Source organism: Rhizobium sp. BK491, from assembly GCF_014194925.1.
Classification (GTDB): domain Bacteria; phylum Pseudomonadota; class Alphaproteobacteria; order Rhizobiales; family Rhizobiaceae; genus Rhizobium.
Map to the genome: position 1 here is coordinate 99,171 of NZ_JACIAR010000005.1, position 24,967 is coordinate 124,137.

19 protein-coding genes are annotated in these 24,967 nt (G+C 60.6%); 8 read left to right on the forward strand and 11 right to left on the reverse strand.

What is annotated here, in order from left to right; genetic code table 11:
* Positions 1–11: 11 nt before the first annotated feature.
* The 4 genes from FHX05_RS22295 (at position 12) to FHX05_RS22310 (ending at position 8,080) form a co-directional block, all read left to right on the forward strand.
* Complete coding sequence (locus FHX05_RS22295; protein ID WP_183874606.1) at positions 12–4,196, forward strand: translocation/assembly module TamB domain-containing protein; 4,185 nt, start codon at positions 12–14, stop codon at positions 4,194–4,196.
* Positions 4,197–4,534: 338 nt separating this feature from the next.
* Positions 4,535–5,470: an arginase gene (gene rocF / locus FHX05_RS22300; RefSeq protein ID WP_112412654.1), complete on the forward strand. Its 936-nt coding sequence runs from the start codon at positions 4,535–4,537 to the stop codon at positions 5,468–5,470.
* A gap of 162 nt (positions 5,471–5,632) precedes the next feature.
* Complete coding sequence (locus FHX05_RS22305) at positions 5,633–6,109, forward strand: chemotaxis protein CheW (protein ID WP_183874608.1); 477 nt, start codon at positions 5,633–5,635, stop codon at positions 6,107–6,109.
* Between the two features lie 297 nt (positions 6,110–6,406).
* Positions 6,407–8,080, forward strand: coding sequence for a methyl-accepting chemotaxis protein (locus tag FHX05_RS22310; protein WP_183874610.1), 1,674 nt, complete (start codon positions 6,407–6,409; stop codon positions 8,078–8,080).
* A gap of 73 nt (positions 8,081–8,153) precedes the next feature.
* Here the strand turns inward: FHX05_RS22310 and FHX05_RS22315 are convergent, their stop codons facing one another.
* From FHX05_RS22315 to FHX05_RS22355, 9 genes are all read right to left on the reverse strand, one after another.
* Positions 8,154–9,815: an OFA family MFS transporter gene (locus tag FHX05_RS22315; protein WP_183874612.1), complete on the reverse strand. Its 1,662-nt coding sequence runs from the start codon at positions 9,813–9,815 to the stop codon at positions 8,154–8,156.
* 106 nt (positions 9,816–9,921) lie between these two features.
* Positions 9,922–10,188: a formate dehydrogenase subunit delta gene (locus FHX05_RS22320; protein WP_112607757.1), complete on the reverse strand. Its 267-nt coding sequence runs from the start codon at positions 10,186–10,188 to the stop codon at positions 9,922–9,924.
* Positions 10,178–11,005: a formate dehydrogenase accessory sulfurtransferase FdhD gene (gene fdhD, locus FHX05_RS22325; RefSeq protein WP_183874614.1), complete on the reverse strand. Its 828-nt coding sequence runs from the start codon at positions 11,003–11,005 to the stop codon at positions 10,178–10,180. The genes FHX05_RS22320 and fdhD overlap by 11 nt, the downstream gene beginning before the upstream one ends.
* Positions 11,006–11,192: 187 nt before the next feature.
* Positions 11,193–14,072, reverse strand: a complete 2,880-nt coding sequence (fdhF, locus tag FHX05_RS22330; protein ID WP_183874616.1) for a formate dehydrogenase subunit alpha — start codon at positions 14,070–14,072, stop codon at positions 11,193–11,195.
* Positions 14,073–14,077: 5 nt separating this feature from the next.
* Positions 14,078–15,634 (reverse strand): NADH-quinone oxidoreductase subunit NuoF, encoded by a 1,557-nt coding sequence (locus tag FHX05_RS22335; RefSeq protein WP_183874618.1) that lies wholly within the window; start codon positions 15,632–15,634, stop codon positions 14,078–14,080.
* Entirely contained in the window at positions 15,631–16,110 is a 480-nt protein-coding gene (locus FHX05_RS22340; RefSeq protein ID WP_183874620.1) for a formate dehydrogenase subunit gamma, read from the reverse strand. The genes FHX05_RS22335 and FHX05_RS22340 overlap by 4 nt, the downstream gene beginning before the upstream one ends.
* A gap of 160 nt (positions 16,111–16,270) precedes the next feature.
* Positions 16,271–17,167: a LysR family transcriptional regulator gene (locus FHX05_RS22345; RefSeq protein ID WP_112336398.1), complete on the reverse strand. Its 897-nt coding sequence runs from the start codon at positions 17,165–17,167 to the stop codon at positions 16,271–16,273.
* A gap of 70 nt (positions 17,168–17,237) precedes the next feature.
* A complete protein-coding gene (locus FHX05_RS22350; protein ID WP_183874622.1) occupies positions 17,238–17,576 on the reverse strand; it encodes a metalloregulator ArsR/SmtB family transcription factor in 339 nt (112 codons plus the stop codon).
* Positions 17,577–17,678: 102 nt separating this feature from the next.
* Positions 17,679–18,449 (reverse strand): SDR family oxidoreductase, encoded by a 771-nt coding sequence (locus tag FHX05_RS22355; protein ID WP_183874624.1) that lies wholly within the window; start codon positions 18,447–18,449, stop codon positions 17,679–17,681.
* A 97-nt stretch (positions 18,450–18,546) separates the two neighbouring features.
* On the opposite strand from FHX05_RS22355, the gene FHX05_RS22360 reads away from it, so the two are divergent.
* Both FHX05_RS22360 and glpD read left to right on the forward strand, forming a co-directional pair.
* Positions 18,547–19,320, forward strand: coding sequence for a DeoR/GlpR family DNA-binding transcription regulator (locus FHX05_RS22360; RefSeq protein WP_183874626.1), 774 nt, complete (start codon positions 18,547–18,549; stop codon positions 19,318–19,320).
* Positions 19,321–19,434: 114 nt separating this feature from the next.
* Complete coding sequence (gene glpD, locus FHX05_RS22365; protein WP_183874628.1) at positions 19,435–20,946, forward strand: glycerol-3-phosphate dehydrogenase; 1,512 nt, start codon at positions 19,435–19,437, stop codon at positions 20,944–20,946.
* Positions 20,947–21,056: 110 nt separating this feature from the next.
* Here the strand turns inward: glpD and soxR are convergent, their stop codons facing one another.
* Positions 21,057–21,521: a redox-sensitive transcriptional activator SoxR gene (soxR, locus tag FHX05_RS22370; RefSeq protein WP_112400517.1), complete on the reverse strand. Its 465-nt coding sequence runs from the start codon at positions 21,519–21,521 to the stop codon at positions 21,057–21,059.
* A 73-nt stretch (positions 21,522–21,594) separates the two neighbouring features.
* On the opposite strand from soxR, the gene FHX05_RS22375 reads away from it, so the two are divergent.
* Positions 21,595–22,170, forward strand: a complete 576-nt coding sequence (locus FHX05_RS22375) for an NAD(P)H-dependent oxidoreductase (RefSeq protein WP_112607777.1) — start codon at positions 21,595–21,597, stop codon at positions 22,168–22,170.
* A gap of 172 nt (positions 22,171–22,342) precedes the next feature.
* Positions 22,343–23,554: an acyltransferase gene (locus FHX05_RS22380; RefSeq protein ID WP_183874630.1), complete on the forward strand. Its 1,212-nt coding sequence runs from the start codon at positions 22,343–22,345 to the stop codon at positions 23,552–23,554.
* Positions 23,555–23,786: 232 nt separating this feature from the next.
* Here FHX05_RS22380 and FHX05_RS22385 read toward each other — a convergent pair whose 3' ends face one another.
* Entirely contained in the window at positions 23,787–24,908 is a 1,122-nt protein-coding gene (locus tag FHX05_RS22385) for a mandelate racemase/muconate lactonizing enzyme family protein (protein WP_183874632.1), read from the reverse strand.
* Between the last annotated feature and the right edge of the window lie 59 nt (positions 24,909–24,967).

Consider the following 24,967-nt stretch of genomic DNA (forward strand, 5'->3'; position numbering starts at 1 on the left):
CTGTCGCTTTCATGAGCATATTGATTCGAATTCTCGGGAAACTGGTGCGCTGGATCGCCTATACGGTCGTGGCAATCCTCTTGCTCGTGATCGCGGCTGTGCTCGTCGTCGGCCTGGTACCCTCCGCAACCGGCTACGCCGTCGATCAGGTGGCAAAGGTCGCCTCGACGCCGGATCGCACCATCGCGATCGCCGCGCCTTCAGGACTGTTGAACGGCAATCTGAGGGTCGGTTCGATCACTGTGTCCGACACGAAAGGCCCCTATGCCAAGGTGCAGAACCTTGCCATCGACTGGTCTCCGCTGTCCTTGCTGACCGGCACCTTCCATGCCGATCGCGTCGCAGCCGATGTCGTCGATTTCGAACGACTGCCGGTTTCGACGGCCGCGCCTGCACCGGCAACGCAGCCGGCAAGCTCCAGCGGTTTCTCCCTGCCCATCGCCATCGATATCGGGGCTATCGCCCTGCCTGATCTTCGCATCGGACAGGCCGTTGCCGGACAGGATTTCGTTCTCGCCGCCGACGGCAGCGTCAAGGCAAACAGCAGTAGTATGGGTCTGACACTCAATGCCTTCAGGCACGATGTGCCCGATGCCAAGCTTTCCGCCGATATCGCCTTTGCTCCGGCCGACAACAAGCTGAAACTGAAAACGCAGATTTCCGAGCCGCGCGACGGCATGCTGGCCGGGCTGCTGCACCTGCCGGGCGGACCCGCCGTCAACATCGACCTTTCCGGCGACGGCCCCCTCTCCAACTGGGCTGGCAAGCTGCAGGCGGCACTCGACGGTAAGCCGACAGTCGCCATCACCGGCCACCACAGCCTCTCGGCCGACGGCCTGCATCATATCGACGTCAAGGGCGGCGGCGATGTCGATTCGCTCCTGCCGCCGACCCTGCGTGCGCTCTTTGCCGGCCAGACGACAATCGATCTTTCGGCGGCCTTTGACGGCAAGGGCAAGATCGATATCCAGACCGGCAACCTCGCCACAGGCAGCGCCGTGCTTGCTGCATCGGGCACGCTAGATCCCGCCGGCAACAACAGCCTCAATGCCAATCTGATCGGCACTTCCGGTCCTGTCGACTTCCGCTGGCCGATGGAAAACGGCGAGGCCCGCGCCCTGATCTCGCGGGTCGACATCGCGCTGACGGGTGCGGCGCAATCGGTGAAAATCGATGCCAAGGCCGCACTTGACAGCGCCAGCACGCCGCAGGGCAACATCGGACAGATCAATCTCGGTGCCCGCAGCGATGCCTTCAATCTCACCGCCATGTCCGGCCCGCTGCAGCTTCGCCTGGTTGTCGGCCAGACAGCCTTCGTGAGCCCCGACCTCAATCGCCTGATCCGCGCGCCGATTGCCCTGACTGCGCCGCTTCAGCTCTCGCCCGATACGATCGGCTTCAACAATACAACATTGGAAAGCGCCAGCATCGGCGGCACCGTCAACGGCAAATATACGCTGTCGTCAAAGGCGCTCACGGGCAATTTCAAGCTTTTCGCCCTGCCCGGCGTTCTGCCGGATGGTGTCTCGAACAAGTTCGAAGGCACGATCTCCCTGGAAGGCCAGGTCGCCGGCACTGTGCCGACCAAGATGACGCTCTCCAATCTTGCGGTGAAATCCAATGTCGCCGAGATCAACGGCAATGTCGCGCTCAACGACCAATCGCTGACATCGGATCTATCCGGCAAGGTGCTCGACCTTTCCAAGCTCGTCCCGAATGCGCAGGGACAGGCCGATATCGGTCTCAAGGCCAAGGGTCCCCTCTCTGCGCTTGATATCGACGCGACCGTCAAGGCCGTTAATGTCAAGCTGGCGGGACGGCTGCTCGATACGCTCGATATCGGCGTGACCGGTACCGCCGACCCCAAAGCTCCGCAAGCAAAGGTTCAGGCAAGCGGCGCAATCGATGGCAAGCCGATCCGTATCACCGCCGACGCCGTTTCCAAGGATGGCCGCACAAGCATCCCGTCGCTGGCAGCCGAAATCGGCACCAACAAGCTGCAGGGCAAGCTGGATTTGTCGCCGAGCTTCGAGCCAACGGGTGCATTGACCTTCGACCTCCCGGATCTCAGCCTGCTGGCCGCCCTTGCCGGCCAAAAGGCCGAGGGCGACCTCAAGGGCTCGCTCGATATCGCCAGCGCCAACGGCAAGACCGGCCTGAAGGTCAACGCCAATGGTAATGGTATCCGCCGCGACGATCTCGTCATCAGCAAGCCGGCCGTAGCGCTTGCCGTCGACGATCTCAAGGCCTTCTCCGCCAATGGCAGCATCCGCGCCGATACGATTGCCTCGGGCGCCAACCGCATCGCCGATCTCAATCTGACCTTCACCCAGCAGGGCAGCCGCACGAATTTCGATCTGAAATCGGCTTATGACAACGCGCCGCTGACAACACTCGGCAGCGTCGAAACGGCTGGCGGCCAGACGACGATAAACCTCGACTCGTTTGCAGGCGCACCCCGCACGATACCGGTGAAGCTTGCATCGCCAACAAAGATCGTCATCAAGGACGGCATCGCCTCGCTGAACGGCCTGACCCTCCAGACCGGTGGCGGTTCGATGACCGTCGACGGCACAGCGGGCCAGACCCTCAACATCAACGCCAGGATCGCCAATCTGCCGGCAAGCCTTGCCAATGTCTTTGCGCCGACGCTTGCGGCAGAGGGCGTCATCTCGGGCACTGTCGCGGTCACCGGCAAGGCGACCTCGCCTGTCGTTGTCTTCCAGACCAACTGGTCGGGGGCGGCAACAAGCCAGACGAAATCCGCGGGCCTTGCCGCACTCGGCATCAAGGCCGACGGAAAATTTACCGACAATATCGTGACCATCAATACCAACCTGACCGGCCAAAGCGGCCTGGCGCTGAATGGCGGCGGCACCATCGCCATTGCCGGCAACAAGGCGATGGCGCTGAGGTTTTCCGGTAATCTGCCGTTCGACGCCTTGGCAGGCCAGCTGGCCGCCCAGGGCCTCGTCATGGCAGGCACCGCCAAGATCGACATGCAGATCGGCGGCACGACGGCGGCACCCGCCATATCAGGCTCGATCACCACCGACAGCGCCAAGCTGGTCGATGTACGGCGAAACCTGACGCTCAACGGCCTTGCCGTGACCGTTACGCTCGACGGCAGGCAGGCGGTCATCTCGCGGCTGAGCGGTAACCTCACCAGCGGCGGCAGCATTTCCGGCAGCGGCACGGTCGGCATTGCTCCGGATAGCGGTTTCCCTGCCGATATCCAGATGAAGTTCAACAACGCGACCTATGTCGATGGAACCCTCGTCACCGCGATGGTCAACGGCACGCTCGGCATCAAGGGACCGCTGATGACCGCGCCGATGCTGACGGGCAATCTCCGGATCAGCAAGGCGTCCATCACCGTGCCGCAAAAGCTGCCGGCATCGCTGTCGGAGATCAACATCAAGCACAAGAATGCTCCGGCTGCGGTCAAGGCCCAGTTCAAGGATCAGAAGCCGGAGGCGCCCCGCAGCAAATCGGCGACTCTCGGCATCGATCTGCAGCTCGATGCTCCCTCGCAGATCTTCGTTCGTGGCCGCGGCATCGATGCCGAACTCGGCGGCAACATTACAGTTCGCGGCACGGCAGCCGAACCTGTGGTATCCGGCGGCTTCACCATGCGGCGTGGACGTCTGACCATTTTGAGCCGTCGGCTGGATTTCACCGATACCAGCAAGATCACCTTCGGCGGCGACCTGACCCCGGCGCTAAACATGGAAGCGACGTCGACGGCAGGCTCCACCACCATAACGGTCGATGTCACCGGCCTGGCGACCGACCCGCAGATCGGCTTCTCGTCTTCGCCGGCTTTGCCGCAGGACGAGGTTCTGGCGCAGCTGATCTTCGGTCAATCCATGTCGAAACTTTCCGCCATGCAGATCGCCCAGCTCGCCGATGCCGCCAGCCAGCTTGCCGGCGGACGCTCCACGTCGCTGTTCGAGGGGTTGCGCAGCCATCTCGGCGTCGATGATCTCGATATCTCGACGGATGCGAACGGCCAGGCACAGGTAGGCGCCGGCAAGTATATCAACAAGCGCACCTATATCGAGTTACAGCAGGGCGCCTCAAACAACACCAAGGCGATCATCAATTTCAATGTGGGTCGCGGCGTGAAGCTGCGCGGCGCGGCGGGATCTGACGGCGCCGGGGAAGCGGGCGTCGTCTACGAGCATGAATATTGAGGAACACTTCTTCCGCGAGAACAAGTTATTGCCGAGCACCTCGCCGCGGATGAAGCAGAGATATGCACCCTGTTGCGTAGCGCGAGCTCGCATGAAGATTGTCCACTGGCTTATCATTCTGCGCAATTGGATTGATCAATCTGTTGAAAGCCGGTTGATTCTGGACAATTTTCCATCTTTTTGCTGTCATCCAGACAATTGATAATGCGCGCCAACATAATTCAGGCCGGTCGGCCCTTCATGGACCCGATCTCATCTATGTCGTTGTTTTTACGCCTTTCCAGGCAAAAGCCGCTGCTGGCTTTTCCGGAATCGCTCTAACCCTCGGAGCAATGCCGATGAATACGCAATCCACGCCCGTTACCCTGATCGGCGTTCCCCTGGAAGAAGGATCCGGTCGCCGCGGCGCCGGCATGGGTCCGACGGCGCTCCGCATCGCCGGCATCGAAACCACGCTGACCGAACTTGGCCATCGCGTCACGGATAGCGGCGACCTGCATCCTGTTCCAGCAGCGGACCTGCCCGACCATCCCCACGCTCACAATCTGAAGATCGTCGGCGCCTTCACGCGCGCACTGGAGGCGAAGGTCTACGAAGTCGCATCGTCCGGCGGCTTCCCGCTGATCCTGGGCGGCGACCACAGCCTTTCCATGGGCAGCGTCTCCGGCATGGCCCGCCACGCGGCGGAAGTTGGTCGCCCCCTCTTCGTGCTCTGGCTCGACGCTCACTCTGATTTCAATTCCCCCGCTACCTCGCCCTCAGGCAATATTCACGGCATGCCCGTTGCATTCTTCTGCGGCGAAGCCGAGATCGAGGGCGTTCTGCCGGCCGGGCGGCCGCTGGTCGATCCGACGAAGGTCTTCCAGGTCGGTATCCGCTCCGTCGATCCGCGTGAACGTGAGGAAATCCGCGAACACGGCGTCAACGTCTTCGACATGCGCTCCCTCGATGAGCAAGGCGTCGCCGCCATCATGCGCAAGGTGCTCGATACCGTCGGCGAAGCCAACGGCCTGCTGCATGTCAGCTTCGATGTCGATTTCCTCGATCCGGATATCGCACCGGGTGTCGGAACCACCGTGCCGGGCGGCGCGACCTATCGCGAAGCGCATCTCATCATGGAAATGCTCTCTGACAGCAACCTCGTCTCATCGCTCGACCTCGTGGAGCTCAACCCGTTCCTCGACGATCGCGGCAAGAGCGCCCGTGTTCTCGTGGAAATGGCGGCAAGCCTCTTCGGCCGGCGCATCTTCGACCGCCCGACACGAGCCGCTTAAAGGGGCTCCATTCCTTTCCGGGGCTACTCCTTCCCGACATCATACCGCGTAAGACTATCCAGTCGAAACTGCTTGTATAGATTTAGGTTTAAGCAATGTTCTTGCTCTATCGTGCCAATAACACGTCGAATTGGGCGTGACGGTTCAATGGGAAGAGCGTTCATGGCCACGATCAATTCCAATAGCTTTAGCGGCGAAACTCTGGAGATCATTGCCTTCAGGCTGCATGATCAGGAATTCTGCGTCAAAACCACCACGATCCGCGAAATCCGCGGCTGGGCGCCTTCGACGCCGATCCCGCATGCGCCGGCCGATGTCATCGGCGTTATGAACCTGCGCGGCTCGGTGATCCCGATCATCGACCTTGCCTACAAGCTCGGCATGCAGAGCACGGTCGCCAACGAGCGTAGCGCCATCGTTGTCGCCGAAGTGCATAGCATGGTAATCGGCATGCTGGTCGACCGCGTCTCCGATATCCTGACGATCGCCTCCAGTCAGGTACAGCCGGTTCCGGAAGTAACCGCCTCCTTCGATCGCGCCTATTGCGAAGGCATCATCGCCACGGAGAACGGAATGATCTGCTTCCTGAACCTCGCCAAGATGTTCAAGGAAAATGAAACAGACGAGCTCGCCGCTTAACTTCGCAGTATAGTCTTTCCAAAGAACCGCCGCCCTCCGCGGCGGTTTTTTATTTCCTCATAATTTTAGCTAATTATTTTTTATTTAAATTGTAATTTCTAATAAGCTAATTTTTACTCAAAATTAAAGGAGGAAACTCCATCATCGATTGTGAAGCGAGGAAAGAAAATACAATCTTTACATTCCGGCCACTCCGTGCGGAACGCCTCTCAGAGGCGTCTCGGCGAGCACAGTCGTCCGCTTCGATGTCATTCAATCGACGCTCGGCAGGCGCGAGCTTTCTAGGAGGGAATAGGAATGTTCAGTCTATCATCGGATGCCAGCCGCATTCTGTCCGCCATGTCCAAATCGCAGGCCATCATCGAGTTCGATCTCGACGGTAAGGTTCTGACGGCAAACGAGAATTTCTGCCGCGCGCTGGGCTATGAGCTGAAGGAAATCGTCGGAAACCATCACCGGATGTTCTGTGATCCCACCTATATCGCAACCCCGGCCTATCATGATTTCTGGGCGCGTCTCGGCAGTGGCGAATATGATGCCGGCACCTACAAGCGTCTTGCCAAGGGCAATCGCGAAGTCTGGATACAGGCTTCCTACAACCCTGTCTTCCGCAATGGTAAGCCGGTTAAAGTCGTAAAATTCGCAGTCGATGTCACCGACGCCAAGAAGAAGGCGATCGATGACGCGGGCAAGCTTGCGGCGCTCTCGCGCTCACAGGCCGTCATCGAATTCCTGCCGACCGGTGAAATCCTGACCGCGAACGAGAATTTCTGCAGCGCCATGGGCTATGCGCCCAGCGAGATCGTCGGCAAGCATCACAGCATTTTCTGCGACCCTGCCTATGCCCGCACCGAGGAATACAAGCGCTTCTGGCAGCGCCTGGCGCAGGGCGAGTTCATCGCCAACGAATTCGTCCGCTACGGCAAGGGCGGCAAGGAAATCTGGATCCAGGCGGCCTATAACCCCATCGTCGACGCGGATGGCAAAGTCTACAAAGTCGTGAAATTCGCGACGGATGTCACCTCCCGCATGAGCGCCATCAGCGAACTCGCCGGCGCACTCCGCAGCCTCTCGGAAGGCGATCTGACGAAAACGCTCGAACGCTCTTTCGTGCCTTCCATGGAGCAGCTTCGCCACGACTTCAACGCGACGATCGACAAGCTTTCCCAGACGCTCACCACCGTCGGTCACAATGCCAGCGCCATTGCCGCCGGCTCGCGCGAGCTTGGCGACTCGGCAGAAGCCTTCTCAAGGCGCACGGAGCAGCAGGCCGCCTCGGTGGAAGAGACGGCCGCAGCCCTGGAAGAGATCACCACCACGGTTGCCGATTCCAGCCAGCGTGCGGAAGAAGCCGGGCGTCTCGTTGCCGAAACCAAACGCGGCGCAGAAGAATCCGGCACGGTAGTCCGCAACGCCGTCGCCGCCATGGATCAGATCGAGAAATCCTCGCGTGAGATCACCAACATCATCGGCGTCATCGACGATATCGCTTTCCAGACCAACCTGCTGGCGCTGAATGCCGGTGTCGAGGCCGCACGTGCCGGCGAGGCCGGTAAGGGCTTCGCCGTTGTTGCACAGGAAGTGCGCGAACTGGCACAACGCTCGGCCAGCGCCGCCAAGGAGATCAAGGCGCTGATCACGACATCGAGCGAGCACGTCAGGAACGGTGTCGGCCTGGTCGGCCAAACGGGCAAGGCGCTGGAACAGATCGTCACCCAGGTTGCCGACATCAACACCAACGTCGCTGCCATCGTGAAGGCGTCGAGGGAACAGACGATCGGCCTTCGGGAAATCAATTCGGCGATCAATTCGCTGGATCAGACCACCCAGCAGAATGCTGCGATGGTCGAAGAGAGCACCGCCGCAAGCCTCAGGCTCGCCAATGAGGCGGACGCGCTGCATACGCTGCTTGCGCAATTCCGCCTCGCCGACTCGATGATCCGCCATATGGTCGTCCGCCGCGCCGCCTGATCGTAAAGCCCTGCTGAAAATCAAGAAGCCGCCTCGAATTTCGGAGCGGCTTTTTGGTCATTTAGAGGATCGTTTAGCCGAACAGAGCATAGGTGCTCTTGATCGTCACCCAGACACCCCAGAGGAGCGGAATACCGACAAGCGCCCAGGCAATCAGCGCCTTGCCATCAAACCCACCCGTGCCGATGCCGAAAGAGCCGGTAGGCCCAGCATTGGCAGCAGCGGTCTTTGCCTGCAGTGCCGCGACCTCTTCATCCGACATGAACCATTTGTCCGAGAGCGGCTTGACCAGCGAATTGGCAATCAAGCCCAGAGCCAGCATGACCGCAAGAATATACATGGTGAAGGTGTAGAGCTGTGCGCCTTCCACGCCCGCTGCCTTCTGCGCCTCGCGGATATAGTTGACCACGACAGGCCCGATGATCCCGGCCGTCGCCCATGCCGTCAGCAGCCGCCCATGGATGGCGCCAACGAACTGAGTCCCGAATATATCGGCGAGATAGGCGGGAACGGTCGCGAAACCGCCGCCATACATCGACAGGATGATGCAAAGCGCGCCCACGAACAGCATCTTGCTATGAATGCCTGCCGCCCAGGGAGCCAGGACATAGAGTGCAATGCCGATCACGAAGAAACAATAATAAGTGTTCTTGCGGCCGATCTTGTCGGACAGCGACGCCCAGAAGAAGCGCCCGCCGATGTTGAAGAGTGACAGCAGACCGGCAAAACCGGCGGCGATGGCCGCCACCGCCGCGATCTGGTCCTTGCTGAGATCGGCGAATTTCAGGTCCGGCAGGCCGATCAATGCGCCACCGAAGATTTCCTGCAGCATCGGGGAGGCCATGCCGATAACGCCGATACCGGCCGAGACGTTGAGACACAATACCGCCCAGATCAGCCAGAACTGCGGGGTTTTGTGGGCATTGCGAAGATGCACATGCTTTGTCGTGATCATCGAGCTCTTGGCGGCAGGGGCCGTCCAGCCCTCAGGACACCAGCCGGCCGGCGGCAAACGATAGCCGAAGGCGCCGCCCATCATGAAAACGAAATAGATCGCTGCCATGACGATGAAGGTCTGCCAGACACCGGCGGAGCCATCCATGCGAAAGTGGTTCATCAGCAGACTCGCGAGCGGCGCGCCGATCATCGCGCCTCCGCCGAAGCCCATGATGGCCATGCCGGTCGCCATGCCGCGCCGGTCGGGAAACCATTTGATCAGGGTCGACACAGGCGAAATATAGCCGAGACCAAGCCCGATACCGCCGATGACGCCGGCGCCGATCCACATGATCCAGAGCTGGTGAAAGATAACGCCGATCGCCGCAATCAGGATACCGCCGCACCAGCAGCAGGCAGCAACCACGCCGGCCTTGCGCGGCCCCGCTTTCTCGAGCCACCCACCCCAGATGGCGGCGGAAGAGCCGAGCAACACGAAGAAGAGCGTATAGATCCAGCCGAGATCGCTGACGCGCCAATCGCAGCTCGTGGTGAACAGGGCGGTCAAAAGATTGAGGTTTGCGCATTCCGCCGGAGCCGGCGCCGGGGTGCCGAGCGCCTTGGAGAGCGGCAGCCAGAACACACTGAAGCCATAGGCCATGCCGATGCAGAGATGGATCGCCAAAGCCGCCGGCGGCACGAGCCACCGGTTGAAGCCCGGCTTGGCGATAATGCGCTCGCGATCGAGCAGACCCGCCGTTGCCGTTCCTTGAGAAATATTCGTATCCGCAGCCGTCATGAACAACTCCTCCTTGCTTCAAATACCCCGCATTCTCCCCTCCGCAGGACTCGGATTCGAGGATGGAGTCTCCTCTCTCCATCCCAATGCATCATCAGTGCTAGTATTAAGCCGGCTTAATTTCTTCCGGCGGCGCGGGTCTGTGGATCAGCGAGGCTGCTTCCAAGACCAAAGGGCTGAGCCCGCTGTCTCCTTGATCGATGATCGTGAAAAGCTGGCGCCGCATGCGCGGCTCCCAGAATTTGTTGATGTGGGTGGCAACACCCTGTGCGGCTTCATTTGCCGGCTGCGTCTTGAAGAAGGTGGCGATCTGGTTCGCCATATAGATGAGCTTGGTTTCGGTCTTGCCGTGCGGCGTTTCCTCAGGCGACATCGGCGATGCTCCCCGTAATAATGCGATGCGGATGGGTGAAAATCTCGAAATCGTCGCCGCGCACCAGCGCCACCAGCGTCATGCCGGCCTCCTCGGCCGTGCGAATGGCGAGCGCCGTCGGCGCGGAGATGGCAACCAGCACGGAACTGCCCAATATCGCCGCCTTCTGCACCATCTCGACGGACAGGCGGCTGGTGACGGCGACCACACCTTCTGAGCCCTTATGGCCGGAACGGATCACGGCACCGCAGAGCTTGTCGAGCGCATTGTGCCGGCCGACATCCTCGCGCACGGCAAGCAAGCCCTCGGACGGGATATAGAAGCCCGCACCATGCACAGCATGCGTCTCGCGATGCAGCGGCTGCGCATCGTTAAGCAGCGCGACCGCGCGAACGATATCCTTCTGCATCAGCGTCAGCCCGGCCTTGGACACGTCGGGCACCTTGCGCACCGCCTGCTCGATCGATTCGATGCCGCAGAGGCCGCAGCCGACGGGGCCTGCCATATGGCGGCGGCGCAGCCGCAGTGCGTCGGCCACATCGTCGACCAGAGCGATCTGCACATCGATCCCCTGCTCGTCTTCGATCGGCTCGATCGCGGCGATCTCACTTATATCGGTGATGATGCCCTCGGTGAGGCTGAAGCCGACGGCGAAATCCTCGATATCGGCGGGCGTGCCCATCATGACCGCATGCGATGTACCGCCATAGGAAAATGCGATCGGCACTTCCTCGGGGACGATGCGCTTGCCCGAGCGGACCAGGCCGTTGCGGCGGGCGGTTTCGGGGACGGTGGTGGTGGGGCGGAATTTGGTCATTGGATAGCCTTCCCTTCTCCCCAACGGGGAGAAGGTGGCGCGCAGCGTCGGATGAGGGGGGCAAGGAGCGATAGCTCCGCGTATCTCGAGCGCAAATGAAGAGCAGCTCCCCTCGCGCGGAGAGTCCCCTTCATCCGCCCTCCGGGCACCTTCTCCCCAAGGGGAGAAGGGGAAAACGCATGCATCGTCACTCCACAGCCTCCATCTTCCCGGCAATGCGCCGCGACTGGCGGGCCTGCTCATCATACTCGACCTGCCACTGCGACGGACCGTTCGATGGCGAAACCTGCACCGCCGTCACCTTGTATTCCGGGCAGTTCGTCGCCCAGTCGGTGTAATCGGTGGTGATGACGTTCGCCTGCGTATCCGGATGATGGAAGGTCGTATAGACGACGCCGGGAGCGACGCGGTCGGTGATCAAGGCTCTGAGCGTGGTGTCACCGGAGCGGCTGCTGAGCCTGACCCAGTCTCCTTCGCGGATGCCGCGCTGTTCCGCATCGTGCGGATGGATTTCCAGGCGATCCTCGGCGTGCCAGACGACATTCTCCGTGCGCCGCGTCTGCGCCCCGACATTGTACTGGCTGAGAATGCGCCCGGTGGTGAGCAGCAGCGGGAAACGTGGACCGGTGCGCTCGTCGGTCGGGACATATTCCGTGCGGATGAACTTGCCCTTGCCGCGCACGAAGCCATCGACATGCATGATCGGCGAGCCGAGCGGCGTCTTCTCGTTGCAGGGCCACTGCACCGAGCCCATCTTTTCCAGATAGTCGTAGGAGACGAGCGCGAAGCTCGGCGTTGTTGCGGCGATCTCGTCCATGATTTCGGACGGATGGCTATAGTTCCATCCGAGACCCATGGCCTGCGCCATCTTCTGCGTCACTTCCCAGTCGGCATAGCCGTTGCGCGGGGTCATGACCTTGCGAACGCGATTGATGCGGCGCTCGGCATTGGTGAAGGTGCCGTCCTTTTCGAGGAAAGTCGAGCCGGGTAGGAAAACATGCGCGTAGTTGGCCGTCTCGTTCAGGAAGAGGTCGTGAACGACGACACATTCCATCGCGGCAAGGCCGGCGGCAACATGCTTGGTATCCGGGTCGGACTGAAGGATATCCTCGCCCTGGATGTAGATGCCCTTGAACGTGCCATCGACCGCGGCATCGAGCATGTTCGGAATGCGCAGGCCGGGCTCATTGTTGAGCTTCACGCCCCAGAGCTTTTCGAAGATGTCGCGGGTCGCATCGTCGGAGATGTGGCGATAGCCCGGCAGCTCGTGCGGGAAGGAGCCCATATCGCAGGAGCCCTGCACATTGTTCTGGCCGCGCAGCGGGTTCACGCCCACGCCCGGACGGCCGATATTGCCGGTGACCATGGCGAGATTGGCGATCGCCATGACGGTGGTCGAGCCCTGGCTGTGCTCGGTGACGCCGAGGCCGTAATAGATCGCGCCGTTGCCGCCCTTGGCAAAGAGACGAGCGGCTTCGCGTACGAGTTCGGGAGAAACGCCCGTGTATTTTTCCGTTTCCTCCGGGCTGTGTTGCGGCTCGGAAACGAAGGCGGCCCAGTCCTCGAATTCGGACCAGTCGCAGCGTTCGCGGATGAACTTCTCGTCGAACAGGCCTTCGGTGACGATCACGTGCGCCAGTGCCGTCATTACGGCGACGTTAGTGCCGGGCTTCAGCGGCAGGTGATAGCTCGCCTCGACATGCGGCGTGCGCACCAGATCGATACGGCGCGGATCGATGACGATGAGCTTGGCGCCCTGGCGCAGCCGCTTCTTCAGCCGCGAGCCGAAGACCGGGTGACCATCCGTCGGATTGGCGCCAATGACGATGACGACATCAGAATGCTCGACGCTGTCGAAATTCTGCGTTCCGGCCGAGGTGCCGAAGGCCTGGCCAAGGCCGTAGCCTGTGGGAGAATGGCAGACGCGGGCGCAGGTATCGACATTGTTGTTGCCGAAGCCGGCGCGCACCAGCTTCTGCACCAGATAGGTTTCCTCATTGGTGCAGCGCGAGGAGGTGATGCCGCCGATCGAATCACGGCCATACTGATATTGCAGCCGCTTGAACTCGGTGGCGATATGGGCAAAGGCCTCGTCCCAGGTCACCTCCCGCCAGGGATCCGTAACCTTCTCGCGGACCATCGGGTTGAGAATGCGGTCCTTATGGGTCGAATAGCCATAGGCAAAGCGACCCTTGACGCAGGAATGACCGCGATTGGCCTGGCCGTCCTTCCAAGGCACCATGCGCACCAGCTCCTCGCCGCGCATTTCCGCCTTGAAGGAACAGCCGACGCCGCAATAGGCACAGGTGGTGACGACCGAGTGCTCCGGCTGGCCGATCGATATGACAGACTTTTCGGTCAGCGTCGCCGTCGGGCAGGCCTGCACGCAGGCGCCGCAGGAAACGCATTCCGAGTCGATGAAACTCTCATGCATTCCGGGTGAAACGCGCGAGCCGAAGCCACGGCCCTCGATGGTCAGAGCGAAAGTACCCTGCACTTCCTCGCAGGCTCGCACGCAGCGTGAGCAGACGATGCACTTCGACGGATCATAGGTGAAATAGGGGTTGGACTCGTCTTTCGGCATCCATTTCAGATTAATGTCGCCGTTGTTGCGCGCCTTGACGTGGTTGTCGCCCTCATGGCCGTAACGCACGTCGCGCAGACCGACGGCGCCGGCCATATCCTGCAGCTCGCAATCGCCATTGGCCGCGCAGGTCAGACAGTCCAGCGGATGGTCGGAAATATAGAGTTCCATCACGCCGCGGCGGATATCCTTCAGTCGGCCCGTCTGCGTGTGAACGACAAGGCCGGGTGCGACCGGTGTCGTGCACGAGGCCGGCGTGCCGTTACGGCCTTCGATCTCGACGAGACAGAGGCGGCAGGAGCCAAAGGCATCGACCATGTCGGTGGCGCAGAGCTTCGGGACCTGAATGCCTGCCTCCATCGAAGCACGCATGATCGAGGTGCCCTCGGGCACCGTGATCTGGCGGCCGTCGATGGTTAGCGTCACCATGGTTTCGGAGGTGGAGGCCGGCGTGCCGTAATCGATTTCTGGAACGAGGGACATGGATCTTACTCCGCCGCTTCAATCAAGGGAGCCGGAGAAAAATCCTCCGGGAAATGGGTCATCGCGCTCATCACGGGATAGGGCGTGAAGCCGCCGAGCGCGCAAAGCGAACCGAACTTCATCGTGTTGCAGAGATCGGCAAGCAGCACCCGGTTCTTCTCGGGCTCGATTCCTCTAGCGATCTTGTCGGCCGTCTCGACGCCGCGTGTCGAGCCGATGCGGCAGGGCGTGCACTTGCCGCAGCTTTCGACTGCGCAGAATTCCATCGCGAACCGCGCCTGCTTCAGCATGTCGGCGGTATCGTCGAAAACGACGATGCCGGCATGACCGATCAGGCCGTCCCTGGCTGCAAAGGCTTCATAGTCGAACGGCGTGTCGAACAGTGCGCGCGGGAAATAGGCGCCAAGCGGGCCACCCACCTGCACCGCCTTGACCGGCCGCCCCGTCGCCGTGCCGCCGCCGATCCTGTCGACGATATCGCCGAGCGAAAGGCCGAAGGCTGTCTCATAGAGACCGCCATGCTTGACGTTGCCGGCGATCTGCAGCGGGATCGTGCCGCGCGACCGGCCCATGCCGAAATCGCGGTAGAAGGCAGCACCCTTGTCCATGATGACGGGGACCGAGGCGAGCGAGATCACGTTGTTGATGACTGTGGGGCAGTTGAACAGGCCCTTATGCGCCGGCAGCGGCGGCTTGGCGCGCACGATGCCGCGCTTGCCTTCGAGGCTGTTCAGCAGCGCCGTCTCCTCGCCGCAGACATAGGCGCCCGCACCGGTGCGGATTTCCATGTCAAAGGCTTTGCCGGAACCGAGCACCGAAGCGCCGAGAATGCCGGCCTTGCGCGCAATTTCGACCGCTTCCGTCATGGCCGCGATAGCGTGCGGATATTCCGAGCGCGTATAGACGAAGCCCTTGGTCGCGCCGGTCGCCAGCCCCGCGATCGCCATACCTTCGATCAGCACGAAGGGGTCGCCCTCCATGATCATCCGGTCGGCGAAAGTGCCGCTGTCGCCCTCGTCGGCGTTGCAGACGATATATTTGCGATCGCCCGGCGCATCCAGCACCGTCTTCCATTTGATGCCGGTCGGGAAGCCCGCACCGCCACGGCCGCGCAGGCCGGAATCGGTGACTTCCTTGACGATATCGCCAGCCGCCATGCTGATGGCACGACGCAGGCCTTTCAGGCCGCCATGAGCCCCATAATCCTCAAGCGAAAGCGGGTCGGTAATGCCACAGCGGGCAAAGGTTAGGCGGGTCTGCTCTTTCAGGAATGGGAGGCTTTCGACCTCCCCAAGACAGAGCGGATGCTCGCCGCCTTCGGCGAGCCCGGCGTCGAAGAGTGCGGGAACATCCGTGGCCTTCACCGGTCCATAGCCGATACGCTTGCCGCCAATCTCGACTTCGACCAGAGGCTCAAGCCAGAACATGCCGCGCGAGCCGTTGCGCACGATGCGCGCATCGAGCCCGCGTTTGGCGATTTCCTGCGCGACCGATTTCGCCACTTTCCCCGCACCGAGCGAAAGGGCGGCGGCATCGCGGGGAATATAGATGGTGAGCGTCATTGGCGCGCCTCCTTCACGAGGTCGTCCGCGCCCTCATCGTCGAGGCGGCCATAGAGTTCGCCGTCGAGCATCGCAGCCGGAGCGCAGGCACAAAGCCCGAGACAGTAGACCGGTTCCAGCGTGACACTACCATCGAGCGTGGTCTGATGGAAATCAATGCCCAGGAGCCGCTTGATGCGGTCGGCAAGCGCATCGCCTCCCATCGACTGACAGGCCTCGGCACGACAGAGCTTCAGGACATGACGACCTGCCGGATGATCGCGATAGTCATGATAGAAGGTCATGACGCCATGCACTTCGGCGCGCGAAAGGTTCAGTGCCTTGGCAATCAGAGGCAACGCATCCTGCGGCACATAGCCGAATTCATCTTGAATCCCGTGCAGGATCGGCAAAAGCGGCCCCTCCATCGATTTCATGCTATCGATGATGGTGCCGGCGCGGGTCGCGACATCGCCCGCAGCCTGATTCAAACTCATTAGCAGCCTCCCGCGCATAGCTCCGAAGATCGAAGGCGAATCTTCAGAAAAGACCTATGCGGCATTTCCTCCTGGCGCGCGATCGACACGCCATGAAGATAAGCTCGCAGGGAGACGGCAAAGGATCAATAAGGCAGTCCCGTCACTCGATAGAAATTTTCTATCGGTTCCCGTTCTCTTCTGCGAGTAATCTCGCCTCATGCAACAAGGCAGAGACGAGTGGCGTAAAGGGTTCGCGGTGGGTAGCGACCAGGCCGACAAGATGCTCGGCATCAGGTTCCGTGATCGGGATCTTATGAATATCCGCCGGAAAACCGAAGGAATCGGCAATATTCTTCGGCATAATGCTCGCCCAGCGACCGGTCTGCACATGCGAAAACAGCACGATCATCGAATTGGATTCCAGCGTCGGCTTGGCGGTCGCGCCCGCCTCGGCAAGATGCCGATTGATGATGCGCCGGTTCTGCATATCGGCAGTCAATAGACAAAGCCGAAGATCGCCGACTTCCTTCCAGGTCACCGTCTCGCGCTCGGAAAACGGGCTGCCTGCCGCGGTGATGAGGTGATAGCGCTCGGCATAGAGCGGCACGCTGGTAACACGGCCGAGCGGCTCGTTTTCCAGATAGGTGATACCGGCATCGATCTCGAGATTTTCCAGCAGGCTCAGAACCTGGAGCGAATTGCGCGATAAAATGGAGAAGGTAACGTCCGGGTGTCTTTCCTGGAAAGGCGTGGTGATTTTCTGCACCATGGCAAGTGCTGTCGGAATGGCAGCAATGCGGATATGGCCGGCAAGGCCCTTGCGCGCAGCCCGCATCTCCTCGCGCATCGTACGGCTGTCGCCGACGATGCGGCGTGCCCATTCCAGCACGCGCTGCCCCTCGGGCGTCAGACCTTGAAAGCGAGAACCACGGCTGACAAGCATCACGCCGAGCTGGTCCTCCAATTGCCGGATCGCCGCCGACAAGGTCGGCTGCGTCACCCCGCATTCCTCGGCCGCGCGCCCGAAATGCTTCTGATTCGCCAGCGCGATGAAGAATTCCAGCTTGTCGATCATCCCGCTCTCCCGAAGTGAAAGGGTTAGACCGACAGCCCAGTGAACGCAACATGCAAGGCTGCTTCGGACCTCAACATTCGCCCGGACAGAATGCTTTATGCAGGGAATCGACAACAGCGCAGATTTCCGACTTAGCGACAGCATAGTGGATGAGCCGCCCCTCGCGGCGCGTATCGACGAGTTTGTCCAGACGAAGGCGCGCCAAATGCTGCGAAACGACAGCCTGCGGCAGGTCAAGAAGAGCCTCGAGCTCCATCACCGTTTTCTCGTGCTTGGCAAGCATAAAGAGAATTGCGAGGCGTGTCTCATGCGATAGTGCTTTCAGCAGGGCGCTCGACTTTCGCGCCCTGTCGGTCATTTCCTCAACCTCACGTTCCGCTGCACCGCCCTGCGGTAGAGACGACGACATATAACAGCCTCTAGTAAGAAATCCCCGGATGTATGCTTATAATATTATCAAATCAGAAGCTGATTGAGAAAAGTCATGGAAAACCAAAAAAGGTCCGTTTTATCAGCAGATAAGCTGCCCGCCGTTGATCTCGATCACCTGCCCGGTGATGTAGCCGGAAAGCAGCGGGGCTGCGAGAAAGAGATAGGCGGGCGCGCAATCTTCGGGCGTGCCCAGGCGCTGAAGCGGGATCGATTTGCGCGTCTGCTCCAGCTTTTCTCTCGATGAATAACGCTCATGAAAATCGGTCGCTATCGTGCCGGGGGAGACGCAATTCACCCGGATGCCGTCAGGCGCCAATTCGCGCGCCAACCCTTTCGAGTAGGTCGCGACAAAGGCCTTCGAAGCGGAATAAATCGCCGATCCTGGGCTGCCGCCGGTCAGCGCCGAAATCGAAACAGTGTTGACGATTGCCGCCTGCCCGGCTCCCCGCAGCAGCGGCAACAGCCCTCTCGTCACTTCCACGACGGAAGTTTGATTGAGATGAACGATCTGCTCGTATTGCTCGTCGGTCAGTTCGCCGGCGGGAAATCGCCCGACCATGGTGCCGGCATTGTTGACCAGCACGTCGATACGGTCGAAGCGCTCCCCGGCTGCGCTGACGAAATCGCGCGTGCCGTTGCTGGCTGCGAAATCACCGGCAATCAGGAAGGCGCGACGGTCGGCCTCCGCTTCCATCAGGAAGTCAGGCAAATCGCGCCTAGTATCACGGCCGATATGGACAAGGACATGGGCGCCGCAATCGAGAAACTGCCGCGCGACCTCCAGCCCGATGCCGCGGCCGGCGCCGGTGACCACGACATTGCGATTTTCGAATAGCTTCGGATGAAACACGAAATCCTCCCAAATCGCACAATTCGCGCGTCAGTAATTGCGGAATTTTCACTTTACCATATGATGACGAAAAAACGAAAGAAAGGGAGCGAAAACCATGTTCCTATCCGGACGTCAGACCGAGATTCTCGACATCGCCAAGGCGGAAGGACGAGTACTCGTAGAGGAGCTGGCGTTGCGCTTCTCGGTCACGCCGCAAACCATCCGCAAGGATCTGAACGATCTCTGCGACGGCCGCGTTTTATCGCGCGTGCATGGCGGCGCAATCTTTCCCGGCGGAACCGAGAACGTGAAATATGAGGCGCGACGGTCTATTGCCGCACCCGAAAAGCAGGCGATCGGCCGTGCCGCAGCAAGCCTGATCCCCAACAATAGCTCGCTTTTCATCAATATTGGCACGACGACGGAAGCCGTCGGCGAAGCGCTTCTTGGCCATCACGAATTGATGGTCATTACCAATAACATCAACGTTGCCAATAAGTTGCGTATTTTCCCCTCCATCGAAGTCGTCATTTCCGGCGGCGTCGTTCGCGGTTCGGATGGTGGCATCGTCGGCGAGGCCGCCGTCGATTTCATCAAGCAGTTCAAGGTGGATTATGCCGTCATCGGCGCCTCGGCGATCGATCCCGACGGCGCACTCCTGGATTTCGACTTTCGCGAAGTGAAAGTGGCACAGGCCATCATCGCCAATGCCCGGCACGTCATTCTCGTTGCCGACAGCACCAAGTTCGAACGAACCGCCCCGGTTCGCATTGGTCATCTCTCGCAAGTCCACACCTTCGTCACCGACCAATGCAGTATCGAATCCGTGCGCTCCATCGCAGCGGAACATGACGTCCATCTCGTTGAAACCGCTCGCAGATCGGCCTGACCCGCGCACTTTCCGTCAAGAAACGTTCGTTTGACATTCGTATCTGTTTCGCTTTAGATGGATTAGTTTCGATTTTCCATCTTCAGGGGATGGCTGACCTTTGCGGAGGGGCGGGTGAGCGAGCAGGTCTACGATATTTTCGTTATCGGCGGCGGCATCAATGGCTGCGGCATCGCCCGCGACGCCACCGGGCGCGGCTACAAGGTCGCGCTTGCCGAGATGAACGACTTCGCCTCCGGCACGTCGTCAGGCGCCACAAAGCTCATTCATGGCGGCCTGCGCTACCTCGAACATTATGAATTCCGTCTCGTGCGCGAATCGCTGATGGAGCGCGAAGTGCTCTGGGCCATGGCGCCGCACATCATCTGGCCGATGCGTTTCGTCCTGCCTTACCATAAGGGCGGCATCCGCCCGGCCTGGCTGATCCGCCTCGGCCTTTTCCTCTACGATCACCTCGGCGGACGAAAGCTGCTCCCCCCGACCGCGACGCTGGACATGAAGAAGGATCCCGCGGGCAAGCCGCTGAAGGCGCTCTTCACCAAAGCCTTCGAATATTCCGACGGCTGGGTCGACGATGCCCGCATGGTCGTATTGAATGCCCGCGACGCAGCCGACCGCGGCGCGACGATCATGCCGCGGACGAAGGTGGTCTCCGCCCGGCGCGAAGGCGCAGTCTGGGCGATCGAAACGGAAAATACGATCAGCGGCGAGAAGCGTCAGTTTCGCGCCCGCATGCTGGTCAATGCAGCAGGCCCCTGGGTCGATCAGGTACTGTCCGGTACGTTCGGCAAAAACCAGGTGCACAATGTCCGTCTCGTTCAGGGCAGCCATATCGTCGTGCGCAAGAAGTTCGATGACCCGCGCGCCTATTTCTTCCAGAACCCGGACAACCGCATCATCTTCGCCATTCCCTACGAGCAGGATTTCACGCTGATCGGCACCACGGATCGCGACTACAAGGACGATCCGAAAGATGTGAAAATCACCGAGGGGGAAACCACCTATCTCTGCAATGCCGCCAGCGAATATTTCAAAGAGCCTGTCCGGCCCGAGGATATCGTCTGGACCTACTCGGCCGTGCGCCCGCTCTATGACGATGGCGCATCGAAAGCGCAGGAAGCCACGCGCGACTACGTTCTCAAGGTCGAGGGAGAAGAAGGCCAGGCGCCGCTGCTCAACGTCTTTGGCGGCAAGCTTACCACTTATCGACGCCTTGGCGAACATGCGCTGGAAAAGATCGGCGAAGCCATCGGCCTCAAGGGTAAACCCTGGACTGCCGGCAGCTCGCTCCCCGGCGGCGATTTTCCGGTTCGCGGCTATGAGGCCGAAGTCACTAAGCTCAAGTCGCGTTACCCCTTCCTTGCCGATCCGCATGCCCGCCGGCTCATCCGCCGCTACGGCACGCGCGCTGCCATGATCCTGGGCAACGCCAAGACGATCGCCGATCTCGGCCGGTGTTTCGGAAGCGATCTCTATGAGGCGGAAGTACGATATCTGATCGAACAGGAATGGGCCTATAGCGCAACAGATATCCTATGGCGCCGTTCCAAGAAGGGCCTCTACCTCTCGAAGGAAGAAGCCGCAGCGCTCGACAGCTATATGGCAGAGAACCACGTCCACGCCTGAGCGGTTCAGTTTTTCACGGAATCTCTAAGCCGCTCTATCTCTTTGTTTTCACGCAATTCCGGACGGAAAACCGCTGCGCACTTTTCCTGGAATTGCTCTAAGCGGCCAATTCACTCTCCGGGATCGAGCAGCCGCGGGCCTGCGCCTTCCTCGGAAAGCTGATCCCAGGGATTGCGCAAGGGACAGCTATCGAGCGAAAGGCAGCCGCAGCCGATACAGCTGTCCAGCTGATCGCGAAGTCCCTGCAGGCGCTTGATGCGGGCGTCGAGATCATCCTTCCATAGCTCCGAAAGCGCCTTCCAGTCCGATGCTGTTGGCGTGCGACCCTGCGGCAGCGATTGAAGAGCCGCCTGAACCTCGGCAAGCGGAATACCAACGCGTTGGGCTACCTTGATGACGGAGACTCGCCGCAGCACTTCGCGAGGATAGCGCCGCTGATTGCCGCTGCTGCGATGGCTCTCGATCAGGCCTTTCGCTTCATAGAAATGCAACGCCGATACAGCCACGCCGCTGCGTGCAGCCACCTCGCCGACCGTCAGCAGCTTCGGAAATTGAGCCGGATCGATTTTTCCCATTTTCGCTATTGACCTCAACTTTACTTGAGGTTTTATAACCCTGGCTCCGAACCGCGTAAAGCAGGAGCAAGACATGACAGAAAGAACCCGGCTGGCGATCATCTACGGCAGCACGCGTCCGGGTCGGCTATGCGACCGGGTGGTCAAATGGGTCGCCCGCGAATTGGCGCATTATCCGCTTATAGACATCGATCTGATCGATCCTCTCGAATTCGATCTGCCTTTCGCGCACAATCGCGAGCATCCCGGCGTCGGAGCTTTATCGGAGCGGCTTTCGGATGCCGATGCCTTCATTATCGTCACGCCCGAATACAATCACAGTTTCACCGCCTCACTGAAATTGGTGCTCGATCTCGTCTATGAGCCCTGGCATGGCAAACCCGTCGCCTTCGTCTCCTATGGCGGCATCTCCGGCGGCCTGCGCGCGGTGGAACAGTTGCGGCTCGTCTTTGCCGAACTGCACACGGTCACGGTGCGCGATACGGTAAGCTTCGCCAATCCCTGGGGCAGATTTGCCGAGGATGGCGCGCTTGAAAACCCGCTCGATGCCAGAAAATCCCTTGTTCTCATGATTGCGCGGCTGACATGGTGGAGCAACGCCTTAAAGCCAGCTCGCGTCACGCGCCCCTACCGCTCCGTTGCCGCCTGATCCCTATCCCAACACAGGAATCCGATCTCTCGTTTCTGGCAGGTGCGGGAGATCGGTCCGACGCTCGGACCCGGCAACGATGGGTCCGGGCGTCCTGCCTTCAAGGATCACGCTTGCCGAAACCGCCGCAATGACCTAACGCAATAGAGCGAGATTTCGGGCGGATACGGGAATGGAGAACGCCAAGCGGCTGGGAGGAGCGGATTTCATGCGCGCCGTCGCATGTCTAATGGTGCTTGTTCACCATCTCGTGCTCCGAATGAATTTCTACAAGATCCCACCAGCCCTGGATGTAACCTTCATATTGGCGCGCTTCGGCAATCACGGCGTCTCGGTCTTCTTCGTCCTCAGCGGCTTCCTTCTTGCGCGCCCCTTCTGGTTGGCGCTGGATAGAGCCCAACCCCTACCTTCGCTGAAAATCTATGCCATGCGCCGGGCAGCGCGTATTCTGCCGGGCTTCTGGTTTGCCCTGACGGTCGGCTTCCTGATCAGCTTCACCATCTATAACTTTCCGCTAGACGCGGAACTGGTCGGCCGCTACATCGCCGGTTTCTTCCTGATGAGCCAATGGCATTGGCGCACCTTTTTCCCGGTGCAGGGCGATGGGCCTTTATGGTCGATCCCCTTCGAGACGACCTGCTATGTTCTCCTGCCGATCGGCTTCCTGCTGTTGTTTCATCCAAAAATGAGATCACGCTCCATACTGGTCAGCCGCCTGCTCTGGATCGGCATCATCGCTATATCCCTGATTGGCCATTGGCTCGTAGTGACCTATCTGCCGACCGACAATGTCGGGCAAGGATGGCGATATGGCTTCCAGGGCGGCGCCAAGGAATGGATGCCGCGCTACAACCCGATCGGCTTCTTTGCCATATTCGCGATCGGCGCGCTCGCCGCCGGCATCCAGATACTCCTCCCAGCCCGCCGCTCGGCGATCTATGACATCATCGGCGCGCTCGCGATCGTCATGGGTGCGTGGCAGCTGCCGCAGTCGATCGGCGGTGCGGCGGAAGGCTATGCCTGGCTCGACATTCCCTATCAATTTCCGCTGCTGCCCCTCGCGGCCGCGATCGCGCTTTGCGCGCTTACGCAATCGCTGCTGCTGGCAAAGCTGCTCGACAATCCCGTGAGCCGTTATGTCGCCACCGTCTCCTTCGGCGTCTATATCTGGCAGGATATCGTGCTGACCTTGATGCCGCAGCTGTTCCCCTCATCCTTCGGCGCGGGTTCGGACGATGTGCTGGGCGGCTGGATCGTCTCAAGTCTCATCGCAACCGCCATCATCTTCGCCATCGGCACGTTGAGCTATGTGCTACTCGAACGGCCTGTCATTCAGTGGGCGCGAACGCGGGAAAGCAAAGTCATGCGACCCGCCACTGCGTAGTATTGGGCCGTCGCCTGTGAGACACATCGGCGCCGCGCTCCCCTTCTCCCCTCGGGGAGAAGGTGCCGTCAGGCGGATGAGGGGGCTGCCAAGAGCACGAAAATCCCCGCATTCAAATCGATTACCCCCTCATCCGACCCTTCGGGCCACCTTTTCCCCGAGGGGAGAAGGAACTTGCGGCACCTCAGCACCCCATATGCCACGGCCTTGCTGCCCAATCCCGCAGGCGCCTTTAGATGCGCGTTGCCTTCAGTCGCTCCTCATCAAGAACGATGCCGAGTCCCGGTGCGACGCCGAGATCCAGCCAGCCGGCATCGTGCTTGAGCGGCGAGGCCATCGGATAATCGCGGCGAGCTTCGCTCCACTCCGGATTGTCGTAGGGATATTCGAGCCAGGCGCTATCGGCGACACCGGCGGTCAAATGCGCGTTGGCGAGAACCCCGATACCGTTCGTCCAGGAATGCGGCGTGAACTGCACGCCCGCCTCGCGCGCCTGATAGGCCAGCCGCCGGCAACCGGTGATGCCGCCGACAAGGGCGACATCGGGTTGGATGACATCGAAGGCACGCTCTTCGATGATATCGCGAAATTCATAGAGCTCACGCGTCATCTCGCCGCCGACGATGCGGACCGACGTTGCCTCCTTCAATTCCTTCATGCCCTTGCGATCCGAGCGGTGAAGCGGCTCCTCCATCCAGTAGACGCCAAGCCGTTCCAGTTCCTTGGCAACAGCAAGCGCGTCCTTGAAGGTCCAGGGCAAGGTCGTATCCCAGGGCATGCGCCAGCCCTGATTGCAGTCGACCATCAGTTCCAGCCGGTCGCTGACGCGGGCGCGGATCGCTTCCAGCGCCTTGACGTCCTCGCGCCAGCCGCCGCGGCCGCCCGAAGAGGAGGAGAAGCGCACCTTCATGGCCGGAAAGCCTTCGTCGATATAACGCTCGGCCTGATCGGCCATCGCGGAGGGTTCGCGCAGCACGCCGGAGGATGCATAGAGCCGAACCCTGCTGGCGCGGCCACCGAGCATCCGCCAGACCGGCTCGCCAGTGATCTTGCCGGAGAGATCCCACAAAGCCAGGTCCATCGGCCAGCAGCGGCCGTAATGGAAGTTGATGTGCGAGAGGACTTCATAATGCCGTTCGACATGCCGAGGGTCCTGCCCGATGAACAGATCCTCGTGCCCTTCGAAGCCCTTCATCAGGTCGCCGGAGCCGATGCCTTCGCGGCCTTCATCGTCTCGGACGCGCACGATGGTCGCATCGAAATGCCGACGCGGACGGCCATCCCAGCTCGCCTTGAATGCCGGATCGAGCGGCAGGCGATGATGGGTGATCTCGATGGAAACGATCTTGCTCATTATGGCTCCCCTTTATCCTCCGGGCATGACCCTTAGAAAAGGATCATGCCGATATCGAT

Excerpts from the sequence above, each read along its gene's own strand:
- FHX05_RS22295 (WP_183874606.1), top strand. The coding sequence starts at position 12 with ATGAGCATATTGATTCGAATTCTCGGGAAACTGGTGCGCTGGATCGCC.
- rocF (WP_112412654.1), top strand. The coding sequence starts at position 4,535 with ATGAATACGCAATCCACGCCCGTTACCCTGATCGGCGTTCCCCTGGAA.
- FHX05_RS22305 (WP_183874608.1), top strand. The coding sequence starts at position 5,633 with ATGGCCACGATCAATTCCAATAGCTTTAGCGGCGAAACTCTGGAGATC.
- FHX05_RS22310 (WP_183874610.1), top strand. The coding sequence starts at position 6,407 with ATGTTCAGTCTATCATCGGATGCCAGCCGCATTCTGTCCGCCATGTCC.
- FHX05_RS22315 (WP_183874612.1), bottom strand. The coding sequence starts at position 9,815 with ATGACGGCTGCGGATACGAATATTTCTCAAGGAACGGCAACGGCGGGT.
- FHX05_RS22320 (WP_112607757.1), bottom strand. The coding sequence starts at position 10,188 with ATGTCGCCTGAGGAAACGCCGCACGGCAAGACCGAAACCAAGCTCATC.
- fdhD (WP_183874614.1), bottom strand. The coding sequence starts at position 11,005 with ATGACCAAATTCCGCCCCACCACCACCGTCCCCGAAACCGCCCGCCGC.
- fdhF (WP_183874616.1), bottom strand. The coding sequence starts at position 14,072 with ATGTCCCTCGTTCCAGAAATCGATTACGGCACGCCGGCCTCCACCTCC.
- FHX05_RS22335 (WP_183874618.1), bottom strand. The coding sequence starts at position 15,634 with ATGACGCTCACCATCTATATTCCCCGCGATGCCGCCGCCCTTTCGCTC.
- FHX05_RS22340 (WP_183874620.1), bottom strand. The coding sequence starts at position 16,110 with ATGAGTTTGAATCAGGCTGCGGGCGATGTCGCGACCCGCGCCGGCACC.
- FHX05_RS22345 (WP_112336398.1), bottom strand. The coding sequence starts at position 17,167 with ATGATCGACAAGCTGGAATTCTTCATCGCGCTGGCGAATCAGAAGCAT.
- FHX05_RS22350 (WP_183874622.1), bottom strand. The coding sequence starts at position 17,576 with ATGTCGTCGTCTCTACCGCAGGGCGGTGCAGCGGAACGTGAGGTTGAG.
- FHX05_RS22360 (WP_183874626.1), top strand. The coding sequence starts at position 18,547 with ATGTTCCTATCCGGACGTCAGACCGAGATTCTCGACATCGCCAAGGCG.
- soxR (WP_112400517.1), bottom strand. The coding sequence starts at position 21,521 with ATGGGAAAAATCGATCCGGCTCAATTTCCGAAGCTGCTGACGGTCGGC.
- FHX05_RS22375 (WP_112607777.1), top strand. The coding sequence starts at position 21,595 with ATGACAGAAAGAACCCGGCTGGCGATCATCTACGGCAGCACGCGTCCG.
- FHX05_RS22380 (WP_183874630.1), top strand. The coding sequence starts at position 22,343 with ATGGAGAACGCCAAGCGGCTGGGAGGAGCGGATTTCATGCGCGCCGTC.
- FHX05_RS22385 (WP_183874632.1), bottom strand. The coding sequence starts at position 24,908 with ATGAGCAAGATCGTTTCCATCGAGATCACCCATCATCGCCTGCCGCTC.